A 22,183-nucleotide genomic window follows, 5' to 3' on the forward strand; every position below is an offset into this window, starting at 1 on the left:
TCAATAATCATGATAGGCTCATTAGACCTTTCTATAAGTGCGATATACATCATAGGAATCTTTGTTATTGGACTCTGGGCTGGTCTAAGACATCAACGCAGGACTAGTCTCAATAATAATAGTGCTGGAGAATACTTTCTTGCAGGTAAAACATTGAGGTGGCCCATGATTGGTCTTGCTCTTTTCGCAACAAATATATCTTGTGTACACTTGGTAAGCCTAGCTCAGAGCGGTTTTGATAGTGGCCTTCTAAACGGGAATTTTGAATGGATGGCCTCTTTCACTCTGATTCTTCTTGCGCTTTTTTTTATTCCTTTTTATATTAAATCAGGCGTATCAACACTGCCTGATTTTTTAGAAAAACGATACGACCGGGCGAGCAGAGATTGGTTGGCTATAGTATCTGTAGTTTCTGCTATAATCATACATATTTCTTTTTCATTGCTTGCAGGGGGTATTGTTCTGCAGACTTTGTTTGGAGTAAATATGTATACAAGTGTAATAGTGATATCCATCATAACAGCTATATATACAATTGTGGGTGGATTAACAGCTGTTGTAGTTACTGAATCAATTCAAACTGTTGTTTTACTTTTTGGAGCAGTGGTGATAAGTGTAGCTGCATATATTAAGATGGGAGGCTGGGAACCGATGGTTAACGTACTACATGCGAACGGGCAATTAGATAAGCTGTCAATGATGCGGTCGGAAGGAGATCCTAGTGGGATGCCATGGTACTCGGTATTTTTAGGATATCCGGTTTTAGGTATCTGGTACTGGTGTGCAGATCAAACGATTGTTCAACGGGTTTTAGGAGCCAGGGATGAAAACCATGCAAGAGTAGGAGCTATTTTCTGTGGCTTTATAAAGGTATTACCTGTTTTTATTTTCGTACTTCCAGGTCTGTTTGCCTATACTCTTGCATCCTCAGGAAAAATCGATCTTTCATCTATTACTACCCAAATTAATGGAAAGCCTCTGGTGAACAGTAAGGGTATATATACCCTTATGATCACGCAATTATTGCCGACTGGGTTAATTGGGATTCTCGTTGCAGCACTCCTATCAGGATTAATGAGTCAAATATCTGGGGCTTTGAATTCTATATCAACGATGGTTAGTTATGATTTATACCTGCGGTACAAGCCTAACGCATCTGATGAACATTTAATAAAAACAGGAAAAATAGCGGCAGCGATATCTCTGGTAGTTTCACTAACTTTACTTCCACTTTTAAATCATTATGAAAGTATATTTAACGGACTAAATGATATAATAGCACACATAGCTCCTCCAATTACTTGTGTATTTGTGGTGGGTGTATTCTGGAAGCGCGCTTCTGCTTTGTCAGCGAAGTATACTTTATGGATTGGCTCTGCTCTGGGCGTTTTGGTGTTTTCTTTAAACAAGCTGGCTCCAAATTCCATTCTCGGAAATATTCCGTTTATGATGATGGCGTTCTACCTTTTTTGTGTTTGTGTGTTAATCCAAGTTTCTTTTTCTGTTTTTTATCCAGCGAAACACACGGCTGAAAGTCGATCCCTGTATTGGAACTCTCCATTGGAGGCTATTTCTGATAAAGGTTGGCCAGGTATAGGGAACTACAAAGCACTTTCCGTATTATTGCTTGTTATCATGGGTTTTCTATTTTACGTTTTCAGATAAATTACAAGCTAGGATATTTGGTTAAATAAGTGCAACTCGGACTAAATGATGTGCAACGAGTCACGCAACATAGTTCATAGCTGAAAATTACGTTTTTTGCTTTGATGATATGCCTGCTTGTCAACTGAAATTTCTATTATCAAAGAGGGTCGAGTATAGTTCTACGTCGAAATTCCCATGCAATAATTTATCAGGAAACAGTAGTCAATATCTACAAAAGATATTGTAGACTATTCATAACCACTTTAAAATTTATCCCTAGGTAATCCTAAAAAGGATAATTATACAAAACAGTTCTTTATGATTATTAATAGAAAAACTTTTGCATTTTTTACTTTGATATTAATTACTCTTTCAAGTAAAGCTCAAAGCAATGATAATCCGAGACTAGCTGATTTTATGAGTAAGAGGTTTGGAATGTTCATTCATTTTGGCCCCGTAACATTAAGGGGTACAGAGATTGGATGGAGCAGAAACAAAGAGGTTAGTCAAGAGGATTATGACAGCTTGTTCCGGGAATTTAATCCTGTGCTGTTTAATGCGGACGCCTGGGTGAGGGTAGCAAAAAAAGCAGGTATGAAATATTTGGTGATCACCGCCAAACATCACGATGGCTTTTGCCTTTGGCCAACCCATTCATCAGGTTATAATATCATGAGTTCTCCCTTTAAAAGGGACATTGTCGGCGAATTAGCCAGAGCATGTAAAAAGCACGGAATAACTTTAGGGATTTATATGACGGTACTTGACTGGCATGACCCGAATTACCCGATTCAAGATCCTAATGATCAAAGTAAAAACGTTCCTGGCAATATGGAGGCTTTTAAAGCAACAATGAAGTTGCAAATTAAGGAACTGATTAATCGTTATCACCCCTATTTACTCTGGTATGATGGTTATTGGGAGAAGCCTTGGACAAACGAGCATGGTCGCGAAATCTATAAATATATTAAAAGTTTAGATCCTAATATTATCGTTAATAATCGTTTGGGGAAAGAGAGTGAAGTGTTAAACGAGCACTCCATAGGCGATTTCTTGACGCCAGAGCAGAGAATCGGTCAGTTGAATTTGAACGAACCATGGGAGAGTTGCATTACAATTGGCCAGCAATGGGCGTGGAAACCAAACGACAAGCTTAAATCGGAAGTTGAATGTATCCAAACTTTAGTTAGATCAGCGTGTGGAAATGGAAATTTGTTATTTAATATAGGACCAATGATGGATGGAAGAATAGAGGGAAGGCAGATAAAATTGCTATCTCAAGTAGGAAAGTGGGTCCATAAGAATGGTGAAAGCATTTTCAATACGAAAGGAGGACCTTACGTTCCTAATGAGGTTTTCGGGAGTACCAGAAGGAAAGACAAGATTTATGTACATGTTTTTAAGAGTGGCCTAAAAACTATTGAACTACCTGCTATACCAGATGTTTGCATAAAGAGAATACAGAATCTAGACGGTTCGGACTTACAATTTCTAATCCAAGGAAAAACTGTCAAAGTCAAGGCTTTAGACAATTCGACATTTACACAGAATACCGTTATTGTTATTCATATCGATAGAGACGCAGGGCAACTAAGTGTAATCAAGCTTTAATGCAATCGGGAGGTGAGTAGTTACATCGGCCTGCACCTCAAATAAGTTATGTTTAGTGATACTTATAGTAAAACGATTAATGCTATTATGATTTCCACAATTTTTAGAACCTTTTTTTTTAGCGTAATAAGCTTTTATTCAGTTTCCCATTTCGCTTTCGCTCAAAATAGGAGTACTAAGTTAACCTCCTATGTTAATCCATTTATTGGCACTGGAGCACTTACAAACTCTCTAGCTGGCTGTACCTACCCGGGGGCCACCGTTCCTTTTGGAATGGTTCAGTTAAGTCCAGATACGCGTGAGGATCCTGGATGGACCGCAACCTCAGGGTATGACCATAATGATAATACAATTGTCGGTTTTAGTCATACACATATGAGTGGTACGGGAGTCGCTGATCTTTTTGATATCCTTTTTATGCCCACAACTGGTGAAATAAAAACCAGGCCAGGAGACGCCTCTAAACCAGGCAGCGGCTATCGATCGAGATTCTCGCACAGTCAGGAAGAAGCGAGACCAGGTTATTATCAGGCCAAACTTCTGGATTACAACATCAATGCAGAGCTTACGGCTACCGAACATGGAGGCATGCATAGGTATAGCTTTTTAAATTCAGAAAGTAATCATTTAGTTGTAGACCTTAATCATGCAGCTACATGGCGCAAAGTCGTTAGTTCGCAATTTCGGGTCGTTAATGATCATGCTATTGAGGGATATCGTTTAGTTACGGGGTGGGTAAAGCTCAGGAGAGTGTATTTTTATGCTGAGTTCTCAAGTCGCATACAAAAAGCACATCTTTATGACGGAGACAACCAATATTCCGATGAAACAATAAATGGAACGGATTTAAGAGCTGTTTTAGACTTTGAATCGAAGTCTTCAAGTCCTCTAATTGTAAAAGTTGGCTTATCAACAGTGAGCGCGCAAAATGCAAAACTGAATCTTGAAAGGGAAATACCCGGATGGGATTTTGATTTAGTTTCTCAGAATGCAGACCTTGCTTGGGAAAAGGAGCTCAACAAGATACAAGTTAGCGGGTCTGAACATAAAAAGCAGATTTTCTATACGGGACTTTACCACGCGCTTCTGCAACCCAATAATTTAGCTGATGTAAACGGGGAGTATGCTGCTGTGAATTCTAGCATAAAGAAGGCGAATGACAATAGTCATTATTCGACATTCTCGCTTTGGGACACGTATCGTGCTACCCACCCTTTATATACATTAATTGAGCCGGATAAAAATATCAAATTTGTTAATAATTTGATTCGACAATACGACGACTATGGCTATTTGCCTATTTGGCAGTTGTGGGGGCAAGAAAATTACTGTATGATCGGTAACCATGCAATACCTGTAATTGTGGATGCCGTTATGAAAGATATGCCCGGCATCGACGTTCAAAAAGCTTATGAAGCAATCAGAAATTCCTCCCTTCGCAGCCATATTAACGCTCCTTTTTCGACATGGGAAAAATACCACTATATGCCGGAAAATTTACAGTCACAATCCGTCTCGCTAACTTTAGAGATGTCCTACGATGATTGGTGTGTAGCTCAGTTAGCGAAGAAACTTGGTAAAATCGAAGATTATGAAAGATTTTCCAAGAGATCACAATACTACCAAAACCTATATGATAAGAAAATCAACTTCTTTAGAGCTAAAAGTGATGCTGGGAAATTTATTGAACCGTTTAGCCCAATAAAGTATGGTGCAAATGGTGGAAATCCTTTCACTGAGGGGAATGCATGGCAGTATTATTGGTACGTACCGCATGACGTGTATGATTTGATAAAGTTGACGGGAGGAGATAGAGCTTTCGGAGCGAAGCTTGATACATTTTTTACTCTTAATGCCAAACCTTCTGAAGTGAACGGAAATGTCTCAGGGTTTATAGGTCAATATGCTCATGGAAATGAACCAAGCCACCATGTTGCTTATCTCTATAATTATGTTGGTCAGCCTTGGAAAACCCAGTTCTATGTCGCAAAGATAATTAATGAACTGTATACGAATGATTTTGCGGGATATGTGGGCAATGAAGATTGTGGACAAATGTCCTCTTGGTATATATTTAGTAGTATGGGTTTTTATCCCGTAAATCCTGCAAACGGTATTTATTCAATAGGTAGCCCAGCGTTTGATGAAGCAAAGATCCAATTGTCAAATGGCAATACATTTATTATAAAAGCATCGAGTCTTTCCAAGGATAATATTTATATTCAGTCGGCTCTACTAAATGGCAAACCCTACTTCCATACATTTCTACTGCATAAGGATATTGAGCAAGGGGGAGAATTAAGTTTTATAATGGGGCCAAAGCCGAATAGAAACTGGGGCACAAGGAAAGGGGATCGGCCAGGAATCACAGCTTATTAAATTATAATTTTAATGATGACGGTAACATCTTTGATATACCAGTATTAGATCATCTAATTTTCACTTCCGAAGGATATCTTTCCTTTGCAGAGGAGGGGCTTCTATAGCCCCTTTTATTTATTCTAAGAAAACTCTGTGAAATGTGTTCTTATGATTTTTCTCATATTTTTGCTTTGAATCTATCCTTTACCATGAATGCAGAAAACAAGTTAGCTGGGCCATCAGCTGGACTTAAACCTAAAGTATTATTAATAGGTGCTACTGGAAAACTTGGAAGTAGCGTTCTTGATCAACTCCTTAAAGAAAAGCATAAGTATGAAGTTAGGTTGTTAGTGCGTAAGCCACTCCTTGATCTAGGTTGCCAAAATTTCATCGCTGATATTTTAAAAGATGATTTGACTTTACCGTTTAGTTGGGCCGATGTTGTGGTAAACTGTAGCGGCTTAGTTTCTTATTTGAAAAATGATAAGCGGCGTTTGCATAAGCTTAACGTTGAAGGTATAAAAAGCATAATATCAGCCTGTAACAAGTTCAAGAAACCACTTATTCATTCCAGCTCCGCTATTGCTTATGGAAGTTCCTCTAATCCGGTTATATTCAAGGAGGGGGATTCTTTAGAACAAGTTTATAAAGGTGAATATGCAAAATCAAAGTTTCTAGCGGACCAAATTGTTCAGGCTTCTGAAATTCCTTACATAATTTTTCGGCCTGGCACATTGATTTCTACACTTACGAAACTTTACAAGTTCTATAAGAAAGGCTTTGTGGCGGAACTAAAGGGGGGGGCAAGCTTTGCTCTTCGCGATGAAGTTGCAAAGGCTTATGTCTCTGGAATTGATTTATTATTGACAAGAGAAGTACATGCGATATTTAATTTGGGTGGTAACAACTTGACGTTCATTGATGTATTCGCAAGCTTTAAGAAGTTGGACTATAGGCAGACAAAAGTTATCAGGAACAATGTTTTAAATGCTTTAAGCATTGCTAATGATTGCTTCCTGAACCCGCTTTTTAAAAAGAATATATTAACTCGCGATAATTTTATCACCGGTAATCATTTTACTTTTATAGACTCAACCAAAGCTCAACAAGAGCTGAATTATAAAATTCCTCCATTTAATCTATCCCTGAAAGAAGTAGTTGACAATGATATTAAGCGACGAAGCAATTCTTAACTTTATTAGAACAAATTATCCCGAACAAAGCAATTATTCCTTTTCAGATCTAAAAATTGATATTCAACAGAGGTTTGTAGTTGTGAAGGATATTCATGAAGTCAATGAAGACGAAATTGACATCACAAAAGATGTTTTTGTTAGAGGATTGAATCCTGACAGGCAAACTAACAGTGTGAATATCATTAATATTTGTGATTCTGTTGCTGCAGAGAGCCACGGACTTGATGAAGAAATTTACCAGGAACTTGAACGGTATAACCGACGTTACACTAAAGCCTTCCTTCGAAATGGTTCCCGGTGGGTGGATTTGGGAGCCTTTAATCTTTGTGCCATGAAAGCGAGGCAATTATACGGCAATTTAAATCCTAGAACAATATTTAATATTAGTAAAAGCACTTATTTACTTAATAATAACCTCCTTAATACTGCTAACATCCGGTTAAGTCTTGTTAATCTAAGATCATGTCTTGAGTTGATGCATTTGGAGATCAGGAAGATGAATTACGATATGATTATGCGTCCTGTTACTACTCAAGTGTTGGATAAAGGTTTTGAAACTCTTATTCAGACAAAATATATCAATAATTTCGGCTTAAGCAGAGATATTCATTTCGATCACGAATTTCAAGTCTTTGGTACCCTTGCAGGTTTGGTGGCAAGAAAGAACAGAGGCGTTTTCGGAAACATAAAGCCTTATTATTATCAATACGATCTATTCAAAGTACTTACTGCAGATTACTCTTATTTAGGTTTAAAGGTAACTGTTGGAAATGGTGTAACTGAACCGATTTTTGTAAACGGAAAGCAACTAGCCCATAAGGCGCTATTGAAACGCAAGGGAGTTAATGCTAATTTCTCATCCTCTTCGAAATTAACGGGTAAGCTGCTGGCTAGCTACAAATTTCACAAGTACTCGGATATTTACGATTATACTTCTCCCGTTGAATTAGATCAGGTCAACAAGGGAGAACTAGATAATTTGATATCATCGAGAGATGGGATTGTCGTGTATTTAGTTGATGAAACGCTTTTCGATAGTTATAGCATCTACGATACCATAAATCCAAGATCAGGAATTGTAGTTGAAAAGGGTGAAGTGTTCAATGCTCCCTATAACTTATTTGGGATTAATTATGTAAATAAGAACTCAGCCCGGAACTTGTGGAAAGTTTGGGATCAGATATTGCTTTTTTCAAAAACAAATAAGAGTGATCAGCTAGAACGAATAAAGCTGTTTGATTCTCTTATGATGCAGCAGAAGAATGCTATAGCCCGCGCGGAACAAGCAGAAAGGCTTGTGAAAGATCTACAAGAGAGCAATGACCGAATCCATGATCTTAATGAAACGTTGACACTGAAAGTTGCTGAGCGTACACAGCAGTTAGAAAAGGCAAATGAGCTGCAAAGAAACACTTTTGTGAATCTGGTACATGAAACCAGAACACCGTTAACAATTGCTAATAATTATCTTGAAGAATACATCGAAAAATATGGAAGCGTTGAAGAGCTCGAGATCATAAAAGCTGCCGTAAATAAATTCACTATGGACATGACCGCACTTTTTGATATTGAACGTTACAATCGAGGGCTAGAAATTTATAAGCATGACAAAGAGTGTAACTTTAGTGAGATTTTGCAGGAAAGCTGGTTGCTTTTCGAACCCTACCTGAAGAAGCGGAATTTAAGATTCGACTCACATATAGAACCCAATATTTTCATAACCGCCGACCCAATTGCTTTGAATAGATTGATTAACAATCTCATTGATAATGGCATAAAGTATTCATTTGACGAAGGGTTGGTCTCGGTACTGCTGCTGAAAGTTGGAGACCGGGTGGAGTTTACGGTTAAGGATACAGGAAGAGGGATTCCTCGAAAGCTACAAAAAAAAATATTTGAGCCCTATTACCAGATCAATCATGAAAAGGAAAGTTTTCAAGGAATGGGGTTGGGGTTACCAATTGTTAAAAAAGTGATCGATAGTTTAAGGGGGGAAATTGCCATCGATAGTAATCCAGCATCCTATGCGGGAACAACTGTGACTGTTTCTTTACCTTATTCTGTAGAAGCACCTGTAAGAGCTAAAGGTTCTGAGAGAATTGCTGCGGGATCAATTTCAGAACCATTATTGGATAATTTGAAAATTAGCATTCAAGAGCATAAAAAGGATCGTCACAATTTGTTAGTTGTGGAAGATAATGTTTTGATGCTGAATTATCTTAATAATAAGCTAAGCCTAGAGTATAACGTACATACGGCTTCAAACGGAGTGGAAGCTATAAAAACTTTGCAGGGACTCGAGGCTCTACCAAGCCTAATTGTTTCTGATATTATGATGGACAGAATGGACGGATATGAATTTGCGAAGGTTTTGTCAGAAAATAAAAGATTAGCTCATATACCTATTATATTCCTCACAGCCAAGAATACAGCAATTGACAAACTGAAAGGTTTGCAGCTGGGGGCAGTAGATTTCATTAATAAACCATACTCCTTTGGTGAATTAAGGCTCAAGATTGAGGCCATTATCAGTAAGATTTCCATTCCGGCAAGAGCTCAACTTGCTGGGGAACCATCAACTTTACAGGATCGGTATTACGACCGGTTCGAGGAGAATTGTACAAAATATCGCCTTACTAAGCGCGAGGTAGAAATTGCAGTTCTAGTGATGGATGGATTAAATAGTTTTGAAATTGCTGATAAATTAAATATTGCAGAGCGTACTGTTACTACTCATTTTCATAATATTTATCAAAAGCTGGATGTTTCTGGGCGACTCGAGATGATAAAGAAGCTTCAGGGTAGCCTGTAGGCAGTACGTAAGGTTATGTATATCCCTACGTTGTTTTACGTATTGCTTCTATTGTGTTGATTATTAGGTTTCGTAATGGTCTACGTAGTGTTTACGTATGAAAATACAGAGGTTTGCGTATTTACACAAATGTGGAATTCCTTCACATTTGTTGTTAGCAGAGTGAGAATAAACGCCAGTTAACCGGCTATGCAAGTCAAACCTATTTAAGACATGTTACAACAACCTTACGACTTTTTGCTCGAACAACAACGCGACGAGCTAAACCTAATTCAGAATGCAAACGCTAATCCTACTCAAAAACTGCGAGGGTCTCTGGATTTAGTACAGAAAAACCTAGATCATTTGAAAATCATTGCGAAGGCTGGTTTCCCGAATGTGGAGGAAGAGATACAGTTTTTCAAGCATGTAAAGCCTGAATTTTATTCTGATAAAATTTATGTAGTAGAGTTACATGCTTTAAACTCGGACCTGCCCTTGGGTAAATCGGAAACAGTGGATGGTTTTCTTGAAGCGGAGTTACAGTATATACAGCGCTTCTTTCAAGCGTACTCCTTTTATTACCAATACTACAAACTAGGTTTTACCGAGTTAGACCATAGCTATTTTTTAAGGAATGTTAAGCCTGTCAATCTTACTCTTGAGATACCTGAAAGCGATCCTGATTTTTCAACTAGCCTAGATTATCATTTTGCAAAGTTTATCGCTTATGAGAAAGTAAGATTAACCATAGTTAGTAAGCTTCACAATCTTCAGACTCCTAATCAAACGGCATTGTCTTCTGGCGATTCCAGGACAAGCCTAAAGTGGACTGGAGATTCAATTAATCTTGTAGAAATTGCTTATGGAATTTGGCTAACCGGCCAATTCAATAACGGAAATGCGGGTATTTCAGAAATTGTAAGGTTTTTGGAGGACTCGTTTCAGGTGAAGATAGGAAGAGCACACAGGCGTTGGACAGAAATAGCACAAAGGAAGAGAGAAAGCCATACTAGGCATCTGGACAAAATGCAGGAAGCGATTTTGCAAAGAATTGACGGAGAGTTAGATTTGAAGAAGTAGCTGAGCTATTAATCAAATTAAAAGAGGCTGTTTTTGCAGCCTCTTTCCCCAAAACAATTGAGAAGCCGCCTGGGTTATAATAGAAAGGGACGAGCAGCCTAGAACCACACTTGCAAGAGCGAGCCAAGATCTTTTTAACAATATTTCCCTACCTTACTATCGAGATTATCTTTGGGATATGTTGAGCGCAGGCTTGGCAAAGACTTCAATACATGAAATAGGAGATTCTAAGGGTTGTTTACAAGCTTTTGTTTCTATTTAAAGCTTTCTGTATTTGTTACAACCTATCTCATCGTTGAAAACTTAATTTCTCATTTTTCTCAACTTCTTCGACTTTGGTACAAATTTTCCAATTATGAAGTTTAACGTTTTTTACAATGTAAAGATTTAAGCAACTGGGAGTACTGGGCTTGTATGTCATCGGAAATTAGCAATGTACATTTAATGGCAAATAAGGATGTACATCCTGCTTGATCTGATAAGAGAGAATCGGCAAATAAGGATGCTCGATTTAAGGCAAAGGTAGGGTGTTAACTTGAAGTTTCAAAAATTGATTTTCTATTCTGCATCCTGTACCTTTCTCCAGCGAGCTGAATGATTTCGCAGCGATACAAAAGTCTGTCTAAAAGCGCAGTTGTGATTACCTCATCACCCATTACCTCCACCCATTGCTTTAGAGATTTATTGGTGGTGATCACAAAAGATGCCTTTTCATGTAAGCCGTTTACAAAGTTCAAGAACAGGTTTGCCTCTATCTTTGAATTGGAGATCATCATGATATCGTCGATGATAATCAGATGAGCTTTGCAAAGCTGCTTTTTTCAGATTGGCAGGGTCCAGGAGCTTGATTACAGCTTCCTTTGGGTATATTTCTGTGCTGCCTTTGATCTGGCGTAACACTTCCCGGAAAGCGATGGCATCAAATAGTTCCCGGCCCGTGCATTCTTTTAGCGCTGCCCTCAAGGCTGAATGGTCATGCCCACCAGCGGAATCCCGTATGGATAAAAGCTGATCCCTCACGTAGCGGGGCTTCTGGTCACGTACTTTCTCCAGAAACAGGGTTGCTTGCTGCTGGTCCTCAAACATGCTGGCTATCTGGCGCATTAGCTCCCGTATACTGCTGCTTTTATCCCGTTTATGATCGGTATTAATGATCGTATTCCCTCTGCCATGCGGAATTTGATGCTTGCAAAGCAGTTGCTCATTCTGGTCATAGACAGCCAGTGAGCCATTCTCATCCAGCCGAAGCTTAACTGAACATCCTCTTGCAGAATAGGTTCCCTGGGGTAAGGAATAGGTGTTTCCCTGATAATTGAACATGTTGTCTTTCAATACCATTCCGGTGATATAGTCTGGCATCAGGCCAATAGGTGCCCAGGACTGAAGATGTGCTCTTTCCAGTCGCGATTCCTCCATTGGAACTTCTCCTGTAGTACCATGTACCATGGCATTTCCGGTTCGTTCCAGCCAGGCCAGGGCTTCTCTTTGCAGAATATCAAGATCATGGTAGAGCCTTCCGTAAAGGAAGTTCTTTTTGATGTAGCCAATCACATTCTCAATCTTTCCCTTGCTCTCCGGATCATTCTTACGGCAGAAGTAAGGCTGGTAATCCCGCTCAAAGATGTACTCCTTGAAGTCTTTGGTAAGCAGCAGGTTGCCCAGGTTTTCATCCACCAGAAAAAGCCGGTCCTGGTCATAAACGATTTCTTTGGGAAGTCCCTTAAAGTACTCAAATGCTGCCTCATGTGCCTGGATAGCTGTTTTAGTGGTAAAGGGACGTTCCGAGAAATAAACATACTTATAACGACTGGCTGAGAGCACCATACTGAAGAAGTATACCTTCTTCCTGCCTTCATTGCCTCTAAGAATATACTGCCCAAAGTCTGCCTGTGCCTATGCTCCGTAAGGTAACTCTTCTACCCTGAAATAATCTCTTACTTTTTCTTCGACGATGATCTGGTACTTCTGACGTACCCACATCACGAAGTTATAAACGGTGCGGGGACTGTTGGCTGCAAAATCAGGATGATGTTCCTTGAGCCAATCGTGGATCTGAGCACTACTGGCTGAAGGTAGCGCTTGCAGCTTGTCTCTAACAAAGCTTACATAGGGAGCCAGAAGCTTTCGCCGATTATCCATTCCCAACAGGAACTCTTCATATTCCTGCTGACTCATTTCGGCGTATTTCTTTACCGTTCTGCGATCCAGGCCAAGATAGTTGGCCACTTCTGTGAAGGTTGAGCCCTCCACTAACATTTTTTGAATTTGATGATATATGATCCATTGATTAATGGTTTTTTTATCCATTTTTGGGCAGTTAACTTAAAATTAAATCTGCCGCGAAAGTGGCGTTTTTCTATTGCGGAGCATGCTCCGCAATAGAAATTAATCATGCATCTTTATTTTCCGATTTCTCAGAATTTGTACATTCTTATTTTCCGATCATGTACATCCTTATTTTCCGAAGCGTGTACATTGTTATTTTCCGTTTACAGCTTGTATCGTTTCCTTATAATTACGGCGAAAGTAGTGGTAGCCCCTGACAGTGGAAAAGACCGTGAATTTTTTGAAGAGGAGCTGGAGCTCTTATTTGAAGAGGTAGGTGAATGCCCACCTGTGATTCCATAATTCAAGGCCGATATGGCGTTTTCTTTTTGCGATGCTTTCTTTATATAAAAAATTGGTGTCCACCCATTTCGCCACCTAATATATCTATACCTCTTTTTAAGATTTGCCTTTAAACCAACAGGCTTACAGTTATTACCTATGAATATTGAAATATCAAGTTTTCATTTGGAGCTGCTTTTGCAACATGCTTCAGAAATGGGGGCCCTATGTGCATTAACCAAGGTAGGTAAAGTTAAACCATACCTTAAGAAGTCAGAGGCTTTTCGGATTTATGGAAGAGCGAATGTAGAATTGTGGATTGAGAGAGGTTTGATTACTCCCCGTAAAGATGGTAGCGATTCTGCGGCATGGCGAATTGATCGCATGGAACTAGAAGCAATATGCAGGGCAAAAATACTCTTGAGATATCTGTGATGATTGATCCTAACATTAGTAGAATAGACAGGGCAGTCGCGGATAATATTAAAGATATTGAACGTTCCTTCGGGAGTCAGGCTGGCATTGTGCAAGACTTTATTATTTTCATTACCAGCAAGTTCAAAACAGACTTGTTTGGGTACACCCGGTTTACCCTTCAGGAATATTGTCATGCGACAGGGCGCCGAAGGCAAGAGTTAGCCATTATTCATCCTGATTTCACTGGAGGTGATCGGAAACCTCCTAAAATTGAAGGTTTTGAGTTCTCGACCGTTTTTGACTTTGCTTTGTATAGCATGATGGAGAGAAATATTATTTTTTCTACTAAGTACGAAGTAAAGGGTAATGGACAGGTGATCCACATGCAAAACTTCCCCATACTAAAGGATCTGAAGCTGAATTTCAACCGGAAAGCTAAGGAGCAGAAGGTATATGATGTTCGGCTGTCAGATGAATTGCTAACAGGATTTTTATATCGCTACTATACAGTAAACACAGAATGCTACCGGAAGGTAGGCAAAGGTAGGGGAGGCGACGGCCGAAAGCGCCTACTGCTTTACCTTTCAAAAATTAATCACGTATTAACTTCAGTTAATAATACGAATTCTATCGTAATCCCGCTGGATAGGCTTTGTTATTTAGCTAATATTAATGATGCACAGCCCCATCACAAGAAACAGAACCTAATTCGAACCCTTACTTACCTCCAGACGCAAGGTAGCTTTCCTTTTGAGTTTACTTTTCGAACTCCAACCGGACGAGATAGTTATATGGTTACACTGACTTTCATAGGTGGTCTCTCGAAGACTATGTTAATAAAAGAACATAACTTTTATTGCCGGTTGATTGAAGCGATGTTTCTCGTTTTTCAGAAAGCTCACCAGAAAATAGGATTGCCAGACGAGAAAGATCCTTTTCAGTGCTGGCTGACAAGTCGGGGTGTGGACATAGCATCGAAAGCTAATGTTTTGGTTACTGTATATTATCAGATTTACTCTAAAGCGCTTTCTGCTGCTGTTGCAAGAGATTTAGTTCAAGCGGAGTCATTTGTTAATCGACTAATAGATGTCCGTTAGTTTGATTTGCTTGTCCGGCTTTTCGAGTTGCATGTCTTGTATTTTGATTTGCTTGTTCGGTTTTTTGATATTAATGTACGTTAAATTGATGGTGATGTACAGTAGTTTGATAAGGGGAGATGTGGAAGTAAAATTTAAATGAGATTGTCCGGTAGTTTGATGTTAAGTGGGCTTCTGGCACTTGAGTTCTAAATCATTTGTCCGGTAGTTCGAGGAACTTAATACCATAATACTTTTAATAACAACGTTCTTTTGCTTTCAAAAAAAGAACGCTTTGCAACTCGTGAATCCTGACGATTCAAGACGAAGGCCATTTGGCCAATAGAAATGCTGCCGGAAAAGCGTAGTGGAACATACTTACCTCTCTGAACATTTGGAACGCTAAAACCAGATATGGCAGCAGTATTCCCAGTACTGGGGCAGAATCACTAAAATTTCCAATATTACTCTCAAAAAAGAAAATTGTTAAAATCTTCAATCAACGTTTTGAATGATTGAAATGCTTTAATTTTACTAGTTTCATTTAGGTTTAAAAGGTATTCGGCAAATTTTTCTTTGCTTTCAAGTTTGAAACAATTTAGAAAAACCTTCTCCTCTGAAGTCAAACCTAAATTGTTGAAGTGGTCGATCAAAGTAGTTGTATATTTGTTCCACTGTTTGGGATCAGAAAGAAGATGATCTCCGTTATTTCGCTGTTCAACCCACCCTTGCGCCTCAGCAAACTTCCATTGTTCAAAGGGGAACATTTCCTCCAAACAAACAGGGAGGTCAATACCTTTTTGCTTAATCGGAATTAAATGTCTAGCATAAGTTGCAGAAAGCTTGAATGTTTTAAAGGTACGACCTTCTGCTGAATTCAATTTTACCACTCTGTTTATTTCTTCGATCGCTTGGGCTCCTGCATTGTCTCCATCAAATAATCCAACACTTTTTATTTCTTCTCCTTTGTCGGTTCTGTGGAGCATGTGAGACCAAGCTATAACTTGTCTTGCAACCCAGCTTGCCCCTCCGCTTTTTTCAGACTTCAACTCTACCTTTTCTAGTAGTTCCGGTCTATGCAGTTTTATTGCTTCTAAAATAATAGCTTCATCAGTTTTGCCTTCTAGGTAAATAGCTGGTTGAATTTTAATTTCTTGCAACTCATGTATCTTGGTCTTTTTTATATGAGTTAAGTATTCGACAACGGGAGTTGTCCAGGCATCAGAATCTGCTGTGTATTTTATAATTGGCCATACCGTGCTCAAGCCTTGACATTCTTCCGGGTACTGTGTAAGAAAAGCGATATATCTTGGAGAGAAAAAAGTTTTCTTACGTGTAATTTCTAATAATAAGTTTTTACCGTTATTAGTACTTGGGGATTCTCCCTGTCTCACTGGGAGGTTCATATCGAGTATTAGGAGATCATATTGTGATTTCAGCAAATTTTTTTGAGCGCCGATTAGATCAATCACAACCTCAGCTTTAATATTGTCGGCCACTTCCCGAAGAGTTTTAATAACCTTTGCTATTTTATCATTGCTGTCATCAACGATTAGAACTTTAATCATTAGAATTAATAGTAATTATCTTGTTTAATTCTTCTTGCCACTTATTCTCAGTTGCGTGGTAAAATACTGATCCAAGAAAAAAATCCGGGAATTCTTGTTTTAACGAGGCATCAATTTGATTTAAAGTTACCGATTCATCACTCTCACCAAAATCATCAAACATTGTTATTAACACGGTCTTTATCGCCTTCTTTTTTCTTGAGACCTCCTTAAGTACTTTGTACCCCCCAAACTTTTCGTAGTATCCCCCGGATTCTTCTAAACTTTTATCAAAAGTTGGGATACTCATATCCAATAATAGAAGGTCATACCTCTCTCGCAATAGTTCCTTAATTCCACTTTGATAAGATTCTTTCACTTCAAATTTCGAAACACATCGACTTTTCGTGACAAACTCTCGGATATCCTCCGTTTTCTTTTCGTCATCTTCAATTAATAAAATTTTCATGATCTTCATTAAACTCTAAAACATTTATGAAATCGATTGATATGGAAATAGAGAGCACATTTTTATCAATACTAAAGTCAAAACTATAATTCTCGCACGCTAGGTCTACAACAATAATTCTCCTGATTTTATCGAAGCCACTATCTCCTTCAATATTGACGTTTTCAAAATCATTGGACTCATTTTTCCATTTTTCTTTAACCTGAATCAATTTATTAATTAATAACTGCTTATTAAGGTCTGCTGAAAGATTATTCCTAAATGTCAATTTTAATAGATCTGGATGTTCCAGCTCACAGTCAATTTCAACATTCAGCTCACTAGAAATTAGCTGTGCGTGCTTTATTATGTTGTCCAAAAGTATTCTGCATATGTAGATCAAATGAATAGTACCAACTAATGGAGGATCATATTTTTCAACGATTTTAGGATTTAATTGATAATTCGGGTAAATCGCGTTGGTAATCTGAATTGCCGTCTGAATCAGCACGCGAATGTCGAGTTCCAAATCTTTACTAGTACTGGACAAGTAAAACCACTCTGAAATGCTCCTGAGTTCATTTTGAAGTCGTGTTCCACATAGATTGATCGAAGTGGTTAATTCAGGATAAGGAGTGTTTCCAATTATCTCCTTCACCTCCGTATTGAAGTCCTGTAATATTTGATTGAAGTTGTTCTTGATTTCATTATTAAAAGTATCTCGAATTTTAGATAAGACTTTTTCGGTGAATTTTTGCAAAAAGTCAAGGAGCCAGCTAATGAAAAAGTTGTATTCTTTCACATCTTCCCGTGCTACCGTAAATAACGAACCGATTTCTTGATTTCCAAGGCTATAGTCAAAAAGAGCGTTGGGCTTCTTGTTGTATTTTTCGGTCTTGACTTGAAGTAACTCGCGGATAATGTAGTCGGTGTACTCGTCGATAGCTCGAGAAAACCTTTTTATAGCTTTCTGGATTTCACTTCCTTTATCTGAAATATAATGAGGCATTTGTATATTCCAAAGATCGTTCTCTAAATAATTACCCTCTTTATCTCGTTGTGAAATGATATTCTCGGCTTCAAAAATACTTCTAATATGGTTTAATAAGGTCCCATGTCTTATTCTCGTGCTTAGGTAGCCATCTAATCCGAATTCCTTACTTAGAATAAATTTGTCACGTAACTCAAGTAGAATAACTTTGAAGGAAATAAACGCAGGGTCACTTGTGTAAACGATTTTGTTTTGAGAATCCTCACTTTGATTTATCTCAGAAAATAAGTTGATAGAAGAATCAATTCCAACAACCGGACGGTTTTTGCTAAAGGATTCAATTTCTTTAAACCTAGCGAAGGCCTCTTTTAAATTCGCTGTTTCAGCATTTCTTAATTGCTGGATGTTAACTGAAATGCGACCTTTATTAACCTCCCTAATAGCTCGGCGAATTTGAGCATTTTGGTTTAGTTCGGAGAGTTCCTTAATATATTTATCCTCGTTTTGAAAGTCAACTGCAATAAGGTTGTTTAAAATAAACAATCGTTCATCCTCTAAATCGTCCGTTCCAATGAAGTGATAAGAGTAGTGCATGATTTCAGTCGAACAAACTTCAGATAAAAAAAATAAGTCTTTCGGAGAAAACTTTTTTTTCTGCTCGATTAGTTGGCTCGGGCGGGTTATTTCTAGGCCTTCCAAATAGGTATCATAAGCTACATACTGTTGATATGGATCGCTAGAGGTAATTTTATAAAATATCGGTATTTCAATTAAATGTCCTAAAGTTTCAATACCCTCTTTTTCCAGGGCAGCTAAAAGCCTTTCCTTATCTAACCTTTTAGTAATTTGAGGATTGTTCAAAAAGTAGCTGACGTATAGTTTACAGGCATTTTCTAAATCTTCAAGATGAAGGTAGCAATTGAAAAGATTTGACAAGGCTTCTTCCTTCGTTGATATGGAAATTTCGTCCCTCGAAATTAGATTCTCATAGTGAGCCTTCGCCTCCGGTAGATGATTGGCATTGATTAATGCTCGCCCCACATAGACCTGTTTCCTTAATTTATCATACGAATTAGATGCAACAATTTCTTCACAATTTCCTTGTAAAATGTTTTTGATTAATGTAGTAGAAGTTTCTAATTTATTCTGACTGCTATCTGTAATGTAGAAGTGGTATTCTTGGATCTTTGTCGGGGAAGAGAAATTAAGAATTCTCGGATTTCGGACTTGAGAATTAATTATATATGCTATCGAAATTGAATTCTTTGAATCTTGTGTTAATGATGCAGATTTAACGAAGCTTAAGAGCTGCTTTGCCCAACTGCAAGAGCCAAAAGTTGTTGACAGCTTTAAGGCAGAGTCCATTACTTGTTCGAAGTCAATATCACATATCAGGGCCTTGTAAAAAATTTCAATAATTCCTTGAATTAAAGGTGTTGCTGGAAGGTCAGGAAATACTATTCCTTTTTCGACTAATGACTTAGCGTAAATCTCATATGCCTCTATTATAGTAGGTTCTTTTAGCAAGTAACTTAATCCATGTTCGATGCAATAATCGAAGTTCCCGAGCGTATACTGGTCAATAAGATTTTCAAGATCAGAGGAGATCGTTAGCCGATTGATGTATCTTGGATCATCGAGTGCCTTTATTTGATTAAGTTGACTATCATCTGGAAATAATTCAGTAAGCTTTTCGATTACAGGTAAAAGCAGATCTTTTTCAGCTACTCTATTTCTGCTAAATATGTCTATGATAACATCTCTAACATGTAAATATTTGTCGATTAAAGTCCATTCGTTCTCAAATGCGACTATTGATTCATAATGTGTATAATCTGCATAACCGTTGTAATTGAGTCTGAAAAAAAGATATTCAACGATTGGTAACGGCAATAGAGCCTCATCAACCTGGTTGTTAAATATATTTTTGTATCTGAAATAAGATATTTTGGACTCAGCTTTTTTACTTAAATTTTCAAGAAAAAAGAGAATTAGCGGATTTTGAATCGTTATCGAAAGCTGGCTCAACACGTTCCAGTTCTCATTTACCCCGTCTTTTAATTCTTTAAGAATTAGGAGGTTTTCAATGAGCCAAAGAGATTTTCCAAATTTTAGGTCAATTTTGTTGAGCAATTGTTCTGCTTTTTCATAATTAGCTAAAAGTAGTTCACGCTCAAAGTTTTCTTTTGATTGGGTAAAGTCTCTTAGCAGATCTGCATATTGCTCAAATACGATAAGATTCCATGTAACCTCTCCAATAAAGCTACCAGAAGGTGGGATTCCCTTACTAACTCTAATTTGATTATAAGTTTTTGGATTAATGTTAGAAGCTAATAGAGATTTAATGAAGGGTAACTTTGAAATATGTTTATAAATTTTAACAATCTTGTTAAAATCATTCTCCGCCTTAAGATGCGACACCAATTGGTGTTTGTCCGTCTTGGGATGAAATAATAATTTCTTATATTCGTCTACAGTCATTACTCTTTTTCTCTTGGTTTTCGTGCAAATTCAGCAATAATAACATTCACTTATATCTGAAATTTGCAATGGGTGACTTAAATCAGGTCAATTTAATTAAATAGTAGTATTAAGAAAAAATAAAATCTTAAATTTTAGTCTCCACCCAACAAGACACCAAAATGGCTTTCAGCTTCTCCCCACCTTTGCTCCGTCGCCACCGAAAAACAGCGATGGAGAATTATGAATCTATCAGATCTAACATCTATCCTCAAAAACACCACAACCATCGGAGCTGCAAAAGCCCTGACACAAGCTGGTGTTTTAGCAGATCAGATAAGTAAATCTGAAGCATACAGACTTTTTGGAAGATCTAATGTAGATCGTTGGGTTCAAGAAGGTCTCATCCACTTGCGTTCTGCAAATGGCAAAGTTCTCTATAAATGTATTGACCGGTCTAAGTTGGAAGCCATTGCGCATTCCAGCAACCGAATAACTTATCTGCCTGTGGCGGAAAGATAGGAAAGGCTTTGCCTTTTCACTAGTTCTTTGACATCTGGGGATGAAGCATTATCCGGTGAGGAACCGGAAATTTTGCGAAGGAGATCAAAAAGATTTACCGAAAACGCATTGGCAGGCAATGGCCCGGTTCGTACGAACTGACGTGAGTAATCCCGAAAATTTGATATTGGAATCAGAGGTTATCTACCAATATATCTGGGGCGAAAGCCCCTTTTTCGTTTCTATTCCTCATCTCCCCCGGCTGCAAAATAATAAAAGACATAATCATGCTATGAAAAATTTTATTGATGCTAAGGAGATTAAAGATCAAATATCGATTGTGTGGCTACTTTCGAGATTGGGCTTTCAGCCGGTAAAGAAATCAGGAAAAGAGCATTTTTATTTATCGATGCTTAGAAAGTCAGATACAATGCCATCGTTTACAGTGAATGATCACCTGGGCGTATGGTACGATCATGGGTCCGGCGAAGGGGGGAATGTAATTGATCTTTGCATGAAACTCTGGACGCCAACAGAATTCCATGTAGTACTTCAACGTCTTGCAGATCTTTCGGGGATTTCAGAAGATATTGCGGTTAGGAAAACTCTACCGCAATTTTCCAGACCTCGCCTCCCAAAGAAAGTGCAGAATTATGAAGTGCAGGAAGTGAAGAACCTGGGGAATAATTATTCCATCACTAAATATTTGAAGCAACGAGGGGTTTGGGAGGTTGGCTTCGGTTTGAAGGAAGTTTACTACTATGTGGAAAATGAGAAGAAACAACGGAAGCATTTCTTTTCAGCAGGGTGGCAGAATGAGAACGGGGGATGGGAGGTCCGAAATCCCTACTTTAAAGGGTGTTTGGGGCGGAAGGGTTTAACTTTGATCCCTGGTTTTGGCGACCATATCCACATATTTGAAGGGTACATGGATTTTCTTAGCTGGAAGTTTGAAAACCGGGGAGCGAATGATAGTATCCTAGTTCTTAACTCCATTGCACTTTTGGAAGCAGCAATTCGGCGTACGAAATCGTATCAGAGTATTTCGATTTACTTTGATTTTGACACAGCAGGCCGCGAGGCTACCAAAAAGTTTTTAACTGCTGTCCCTGCAGCTACTGATTGTTCAAATGTTTACTATGGATATCAGGATTACAACCAAAAAATTCAAGCCGAGAACCAGGTACAGGAGAAACTTCAGGAGCCAAGGGAGCCATTCATGGCTAAATTGAAGGTTGGATTCTGTAGATAGCTAAACCTATAGGTATCTAATCCTTTAGATACCTATAGGTTTAGTTTCTAAGTTGAATATATGGATAGCTGAATAGCTTTTTTTATTGAGTTATATATCTATTTAAATATGTTTCTATTTATAAATCTTGGTAAAGATTTAGGTGGATACTTCAACTGTTGGCTATATGAATAGTTAGTTTTTCCGTTAGTCTTC

Annotated in this window: 16 protein-coding genes and 1 pseudogene; 11 read left to right on the forward strand and 6 right to left on the reverse strand. The window is 38.2% G+C overall.

Annotation, left to right across the window (positions count from 1 at the left end):
* Window positions 1–9 precede the first annotated feature (9 nt).
* From J3P37_RS02565 to J3P37_RS02590, 7 genes are all read left to right on the forward strand, one after another.
* Entirely contained in the window at window positions 10–1,665 is a 1,656-nt protein-coding gene (locus J3P37_RS02565) for a sodium:solute symporter (RefSeq protein ID WP_256009430.1), read from the forward strand.
* Window positions 1,666–1,965: 300 nt separating this feature from the next.
* Entirely contained in the window at window positions 1,966–3,258 is a 1,293-nt protein-coding gene (locus tag J3P37_RS02570) for an alpha-L-fucosidase (RefSeq protein ID WP_256009431.1), read from the forward strand.
* 48 nt (window positions 3,259–3,306) lie between these two features.
* Complete coding sequence (locus J3P37_RS02575) at window positions 3,307–5,637, forward strand: GH92 family glycosyl hydrolase (RefSeq protein WP_256009432.1); 2,331 nt, start codon at window positions 3,307–3,309, stop codon at window positions 5,635–5,637.
* The gene (locus J3P37_RS23005) at window positions 5,592–5,744 is read left to right on the forward strand and encodes a JAB domain-containing protein (RefSeq protein ID WP_369414050.1); all 153 of its coding nucleotides are present in this window, start codon (window positions 5,592–5,594) and stop codon (window positions 5,742–5,744) included. Before J3P37_RS02575 ends, J3P37_RS23005 begins: the two co-directional genes overlap by 46 nt.
* Before the next feature lie 84 nt (window positions 5,745–5,828).
* Complete coding sequence (locus J3P37_RS02580) at window positions 5,829–6,812, forward strand: NAD-dependent epimerase/dehydratase family protein (protein ID WP_256009433.1); 984 nt, start codon at window positions 5,829–5,831, stop codon at window positions 6,810–6,812.
* Window positions 6,784–9,627, forward strand: coding sequence for an ATP-binding response regulator (locus tag J3P37_RS02585; RefSeq protein ID WP_256009434.1), 2,844 nt, complete (start codon window positions 6,784–6,786; stop codon window positions 9,625–9,627). Before J3P37_RS02580 ends, J3P37_RS02585 begins: the two co-directional genes overlap by 29 nt.
* Before the next feature lie 213 nt (window positions 9,628–9,840).
* The gene (locus J3P37_RS02590; RefSeq protein WP_256009435.1) at window positions 9,841–10,689 is read left to right on the forward strand and encodes an RteC domain-containing protein; all 849 of its coding nucleotides are present in this window, start codon (window positions 9,841–9,843) and stop codon (window positions 10,687–10,689) included.
* A 530-nt stretch (window positions 10,690–11,219) separates the two neighbouring features.
* On the opposite strand, the gene J3P37_RS23010 is transcribed toward J3P37_RS02590, so the two are convergent.
* From J3P37_RS23010 to J3P37_RS02605, 3 genes and pseudogenes are all read right to left on the reverse strand, one after another.
* Window positions 11,220–11,465, reverse strand: a complete 246-nt coding sequence (locus J3P37_RS23010; RefSeq protein ID WP_369414042.1) for an ATP-binding protein — start codon at window positions 11,463–11,465, stop codon at window positions 11,220–11,222.
* Window positions 11,401–12,564: pseudogene (locus J3P37_RS02600) on the reverse strand (transposase); the annotation flags it as partial. The pseudogene J3P37_RS02600 and the gene J3P37_RS23010, both read right to left, overlap by 65 nt.
* Before the next feature lie 18 nt (window positions 12,565–12,582).
* A complete protein-coding gene (locus J3P37_RS02605; RefSeq protein WP_256009436.1) occupies window positions 12,583–12,996 on the reverse strand; it encodes a hypothetical protein in 414 nt (137 codons plus the stop codon).
* Window positions 12,997–13,455: 459 nt separating this feature from the next.
* Here J3P37_RS02605 and J3P37_RS02610 point away from each other — a divergent pair, with 459 nt between their 5' ends.
* Both J3P37_RS02610 and J3P37_RS02615 read left to right on the forward strand, forming a co-directional pair.
* The gene (locus J3P37_RS02610) at window positions 13,456–13,731 is read left to right on the forward strand and encodes a hypothetical protein (RefSeq protein WP_256009437.1); all 276 of its coding nucleotides are present in this window, start codon (window positions 13,456–13,458) and stop codon (window positions 13,729–13,731) included.
* Window positions 13,698–14,810 (forward strand): hypothetical protein, encoded by a 1,113-nt coding sequence (locus J3P37_RS02615; RefSeq protein WP_256009438.1) that lies wholly within the window; start codon window positions 13,698–13,700, stop codon window positions 14,808–14,810. The genes J3P37_RS02610 and J3P37_RS02615 overlap by 34 nt, the downstream gene beginning before the upstream one ends.
* A gap of 449 nt (window positions 14,811–15,259) precedes the next feature.
* On the opposite strand, the gene J3P37_RS02620 is transcribed toward J3P37_RS02615, so the two are convergent.
* Genes J3P37_RS02620 through J3P37_RS02630 form a run of 3 tightly spaced genes read right to left on the reverse strand, consistent with a single transcriptional unit; the run spans window position 15,260 to window position 20,256 of the window.
* A complete protein-coding gene (locus J3P37_RS02620) occupies window positions 15,260–16,357 on the reverse strand; it encodes a PleD family two-component system response regulator (protein WP_256009439.1) in 1,098 nt (365 codons plus the stop codon).
* On the reverse strand, window positions 16,350–16,805 hold the full coding sequence (locus J3P37_RS02625; RefSeq protein ID WP_256009440.1) for a response regulator: 456 nt from the start codon (window positions 16,803–16,805) through the stop codon (window positions 16,350–16,352). Before J3P37_RS02625 ends, J3P37_RS02620 begins: the two co-directional genes overlap by 8 nt.
* Window positions 16,786–20,256, reverse strand: coding sequence for a tetratricopeptide repeat protein (locus tag J3P37_RS02630; protein WP_256009441.1), 3,471 nt, complete (start codon window positions 20,254–20,256; stop codon window positions 16,786–16,788). The genes J3P37_RS02625 and J3P37_RS02630 overlap by 20 nt, the downstream gene beginning before the upstream one ends.
* A gap of 222 nt (window positions 20,257–20,478) precedes the next feature.
* On the opposite strand from J3P37_RS02630, the gene J3P37_RS02635 reads away from it, so the two are divergent.
* Both J3P37_RS02635 and J3P37_RS02640 read left to right on the forward strand, forming a co-directional pair.
* Window positions 20,479–20,757, forward strand: coding sequence for a hypothetical protein (locus J3P37_RS02635; protein ID WP_256009442.1), 279 nt, complete (start codon window positions 20,479–20,481; stop codon window positions 20,755–20,757).
* A gap of 40 nt (window positions 20,758–20,797) precedes the next feature.
* Complete coding sequence (locus J3P37_RS02640) at window positions 20,798–21,988, forward strand: DUF8464 domain-containing protein (RefSeq protein ID WP_256009443.1); 1,191 nt, start codon at window positions 20,798–20,800, stop codon at window positions 21,986–21,988.
* The last annotated feature ends 195 nt before the right edge of the window (window positions 21,989–22,183 follow it).

The sequence above is a fragment of the Desertivirga xinjiangensis genome (assembly GCF_024436435.1).
Taxonomy (GTDB): Bacteria; Bacteroidota; Bacteroidia; order Sphingobacteriales; family Sphingobacteriaceae; genus Desertivirga; species Desertivirga xinjiangensis.

Coding starts and splice junctions, on each gene's coding strand:
- J3P37_RS23010 (WP_369414042.1), bottom strand. CDS start 11,465: ATGATGATCTCCAATTCAAAGATAGAGGCAAACCTGTTCTTGAACTTT.
- J3P37_RS02605 (WP_256009436.1), bottom strand. CDS start 12,996: ATGGATAAAAAAACCATTAATCAATGGATCATATATCATCAAATTCAA.
- J3P37_RS02635 (WP_256009442.1), top strand. CDS start 20,479: ATGAATCTATCAGATCTAACATCTATCCTCAAAAACACCACAACCATC.
- J3P37_RS02570 (WP_256009431.1), top strand. CDS start 1,966: ATGATTATTAATAGAAAAACTTTTGCATTTTTTACTTTGATATTAATT.
- J3P37_RS02585 (WP_256009434.1), top strand. CDS start 6,784: ATGATATTAAGCGACGAAGCAATTCTTAACTTTATTAGAACAAATTAT.
- J3P37_RS02620 (WP_256009439.1), bottom strand. CDS start 16,357: ATGATTAAAGTTCTAATCGTTGATGACAGCAATGATAAAATAGCAAAG.
- J3P37_RS02580 (WP_256009433.1), top strand. CDS start 5,829: ATGAATGCAGAAAACAAGTTAGCTGGGCCATCAGCTGGACTTAAACCT.
- J3P37_RS02610 (WP_256009437.1), top strand. CDS start 13,456: ATGAATATTGAAATATCAAGTTTTCATTTGGAGCTGCTTTTGCAACAT.
- J3P37_RS02565 (WP_256009430.1), top strand. CDS start 10: ATGATAGGCTCATTAGACCTTTCTATAAGTGCGATATACATCATAGGA.
- J3P37_RS02590 (WP_256009435.1), top strand. CDS start 9,841: ATGTTACAACAACCTTACGACTTTTTGCTCGAACAACAACGCGACGAG.
- J3P37_RS02625 (WP_256009440.1), bottom strand. CDS start 16,805: ATGAAAATTTTATTAATTGAAGATGACGAAAAGAAAACGGAGGATATC.
- J3P37_RS02575 (WP_256009432.1), top strand. CDS start 3,307: ATGTTTAGTGATACTTATAGTAAAACGATTAATGCTATTATGATTTCC.
- J3P37_RS02630 (WP_256009441.1), bottom strand. CDS start 20,256: ATGACTGTAGACGAATATAAGAAATTATTATTTCATCCCAAGACGGAC.
- J3P37_RS02640 (WP_256009443.1), top strand. CDS start 20,798: ATGAAGCATTATCCGGTGAGGAACCGGAAATTTTGCGAAGGAGATCAA.
- J3P37_RS02615 (WP_256009438.1), top strand. CDS start 13,698: ATGCAGGGCAAAAATACTCTTGAGATATCTGTGATGATTGATCCTAAC.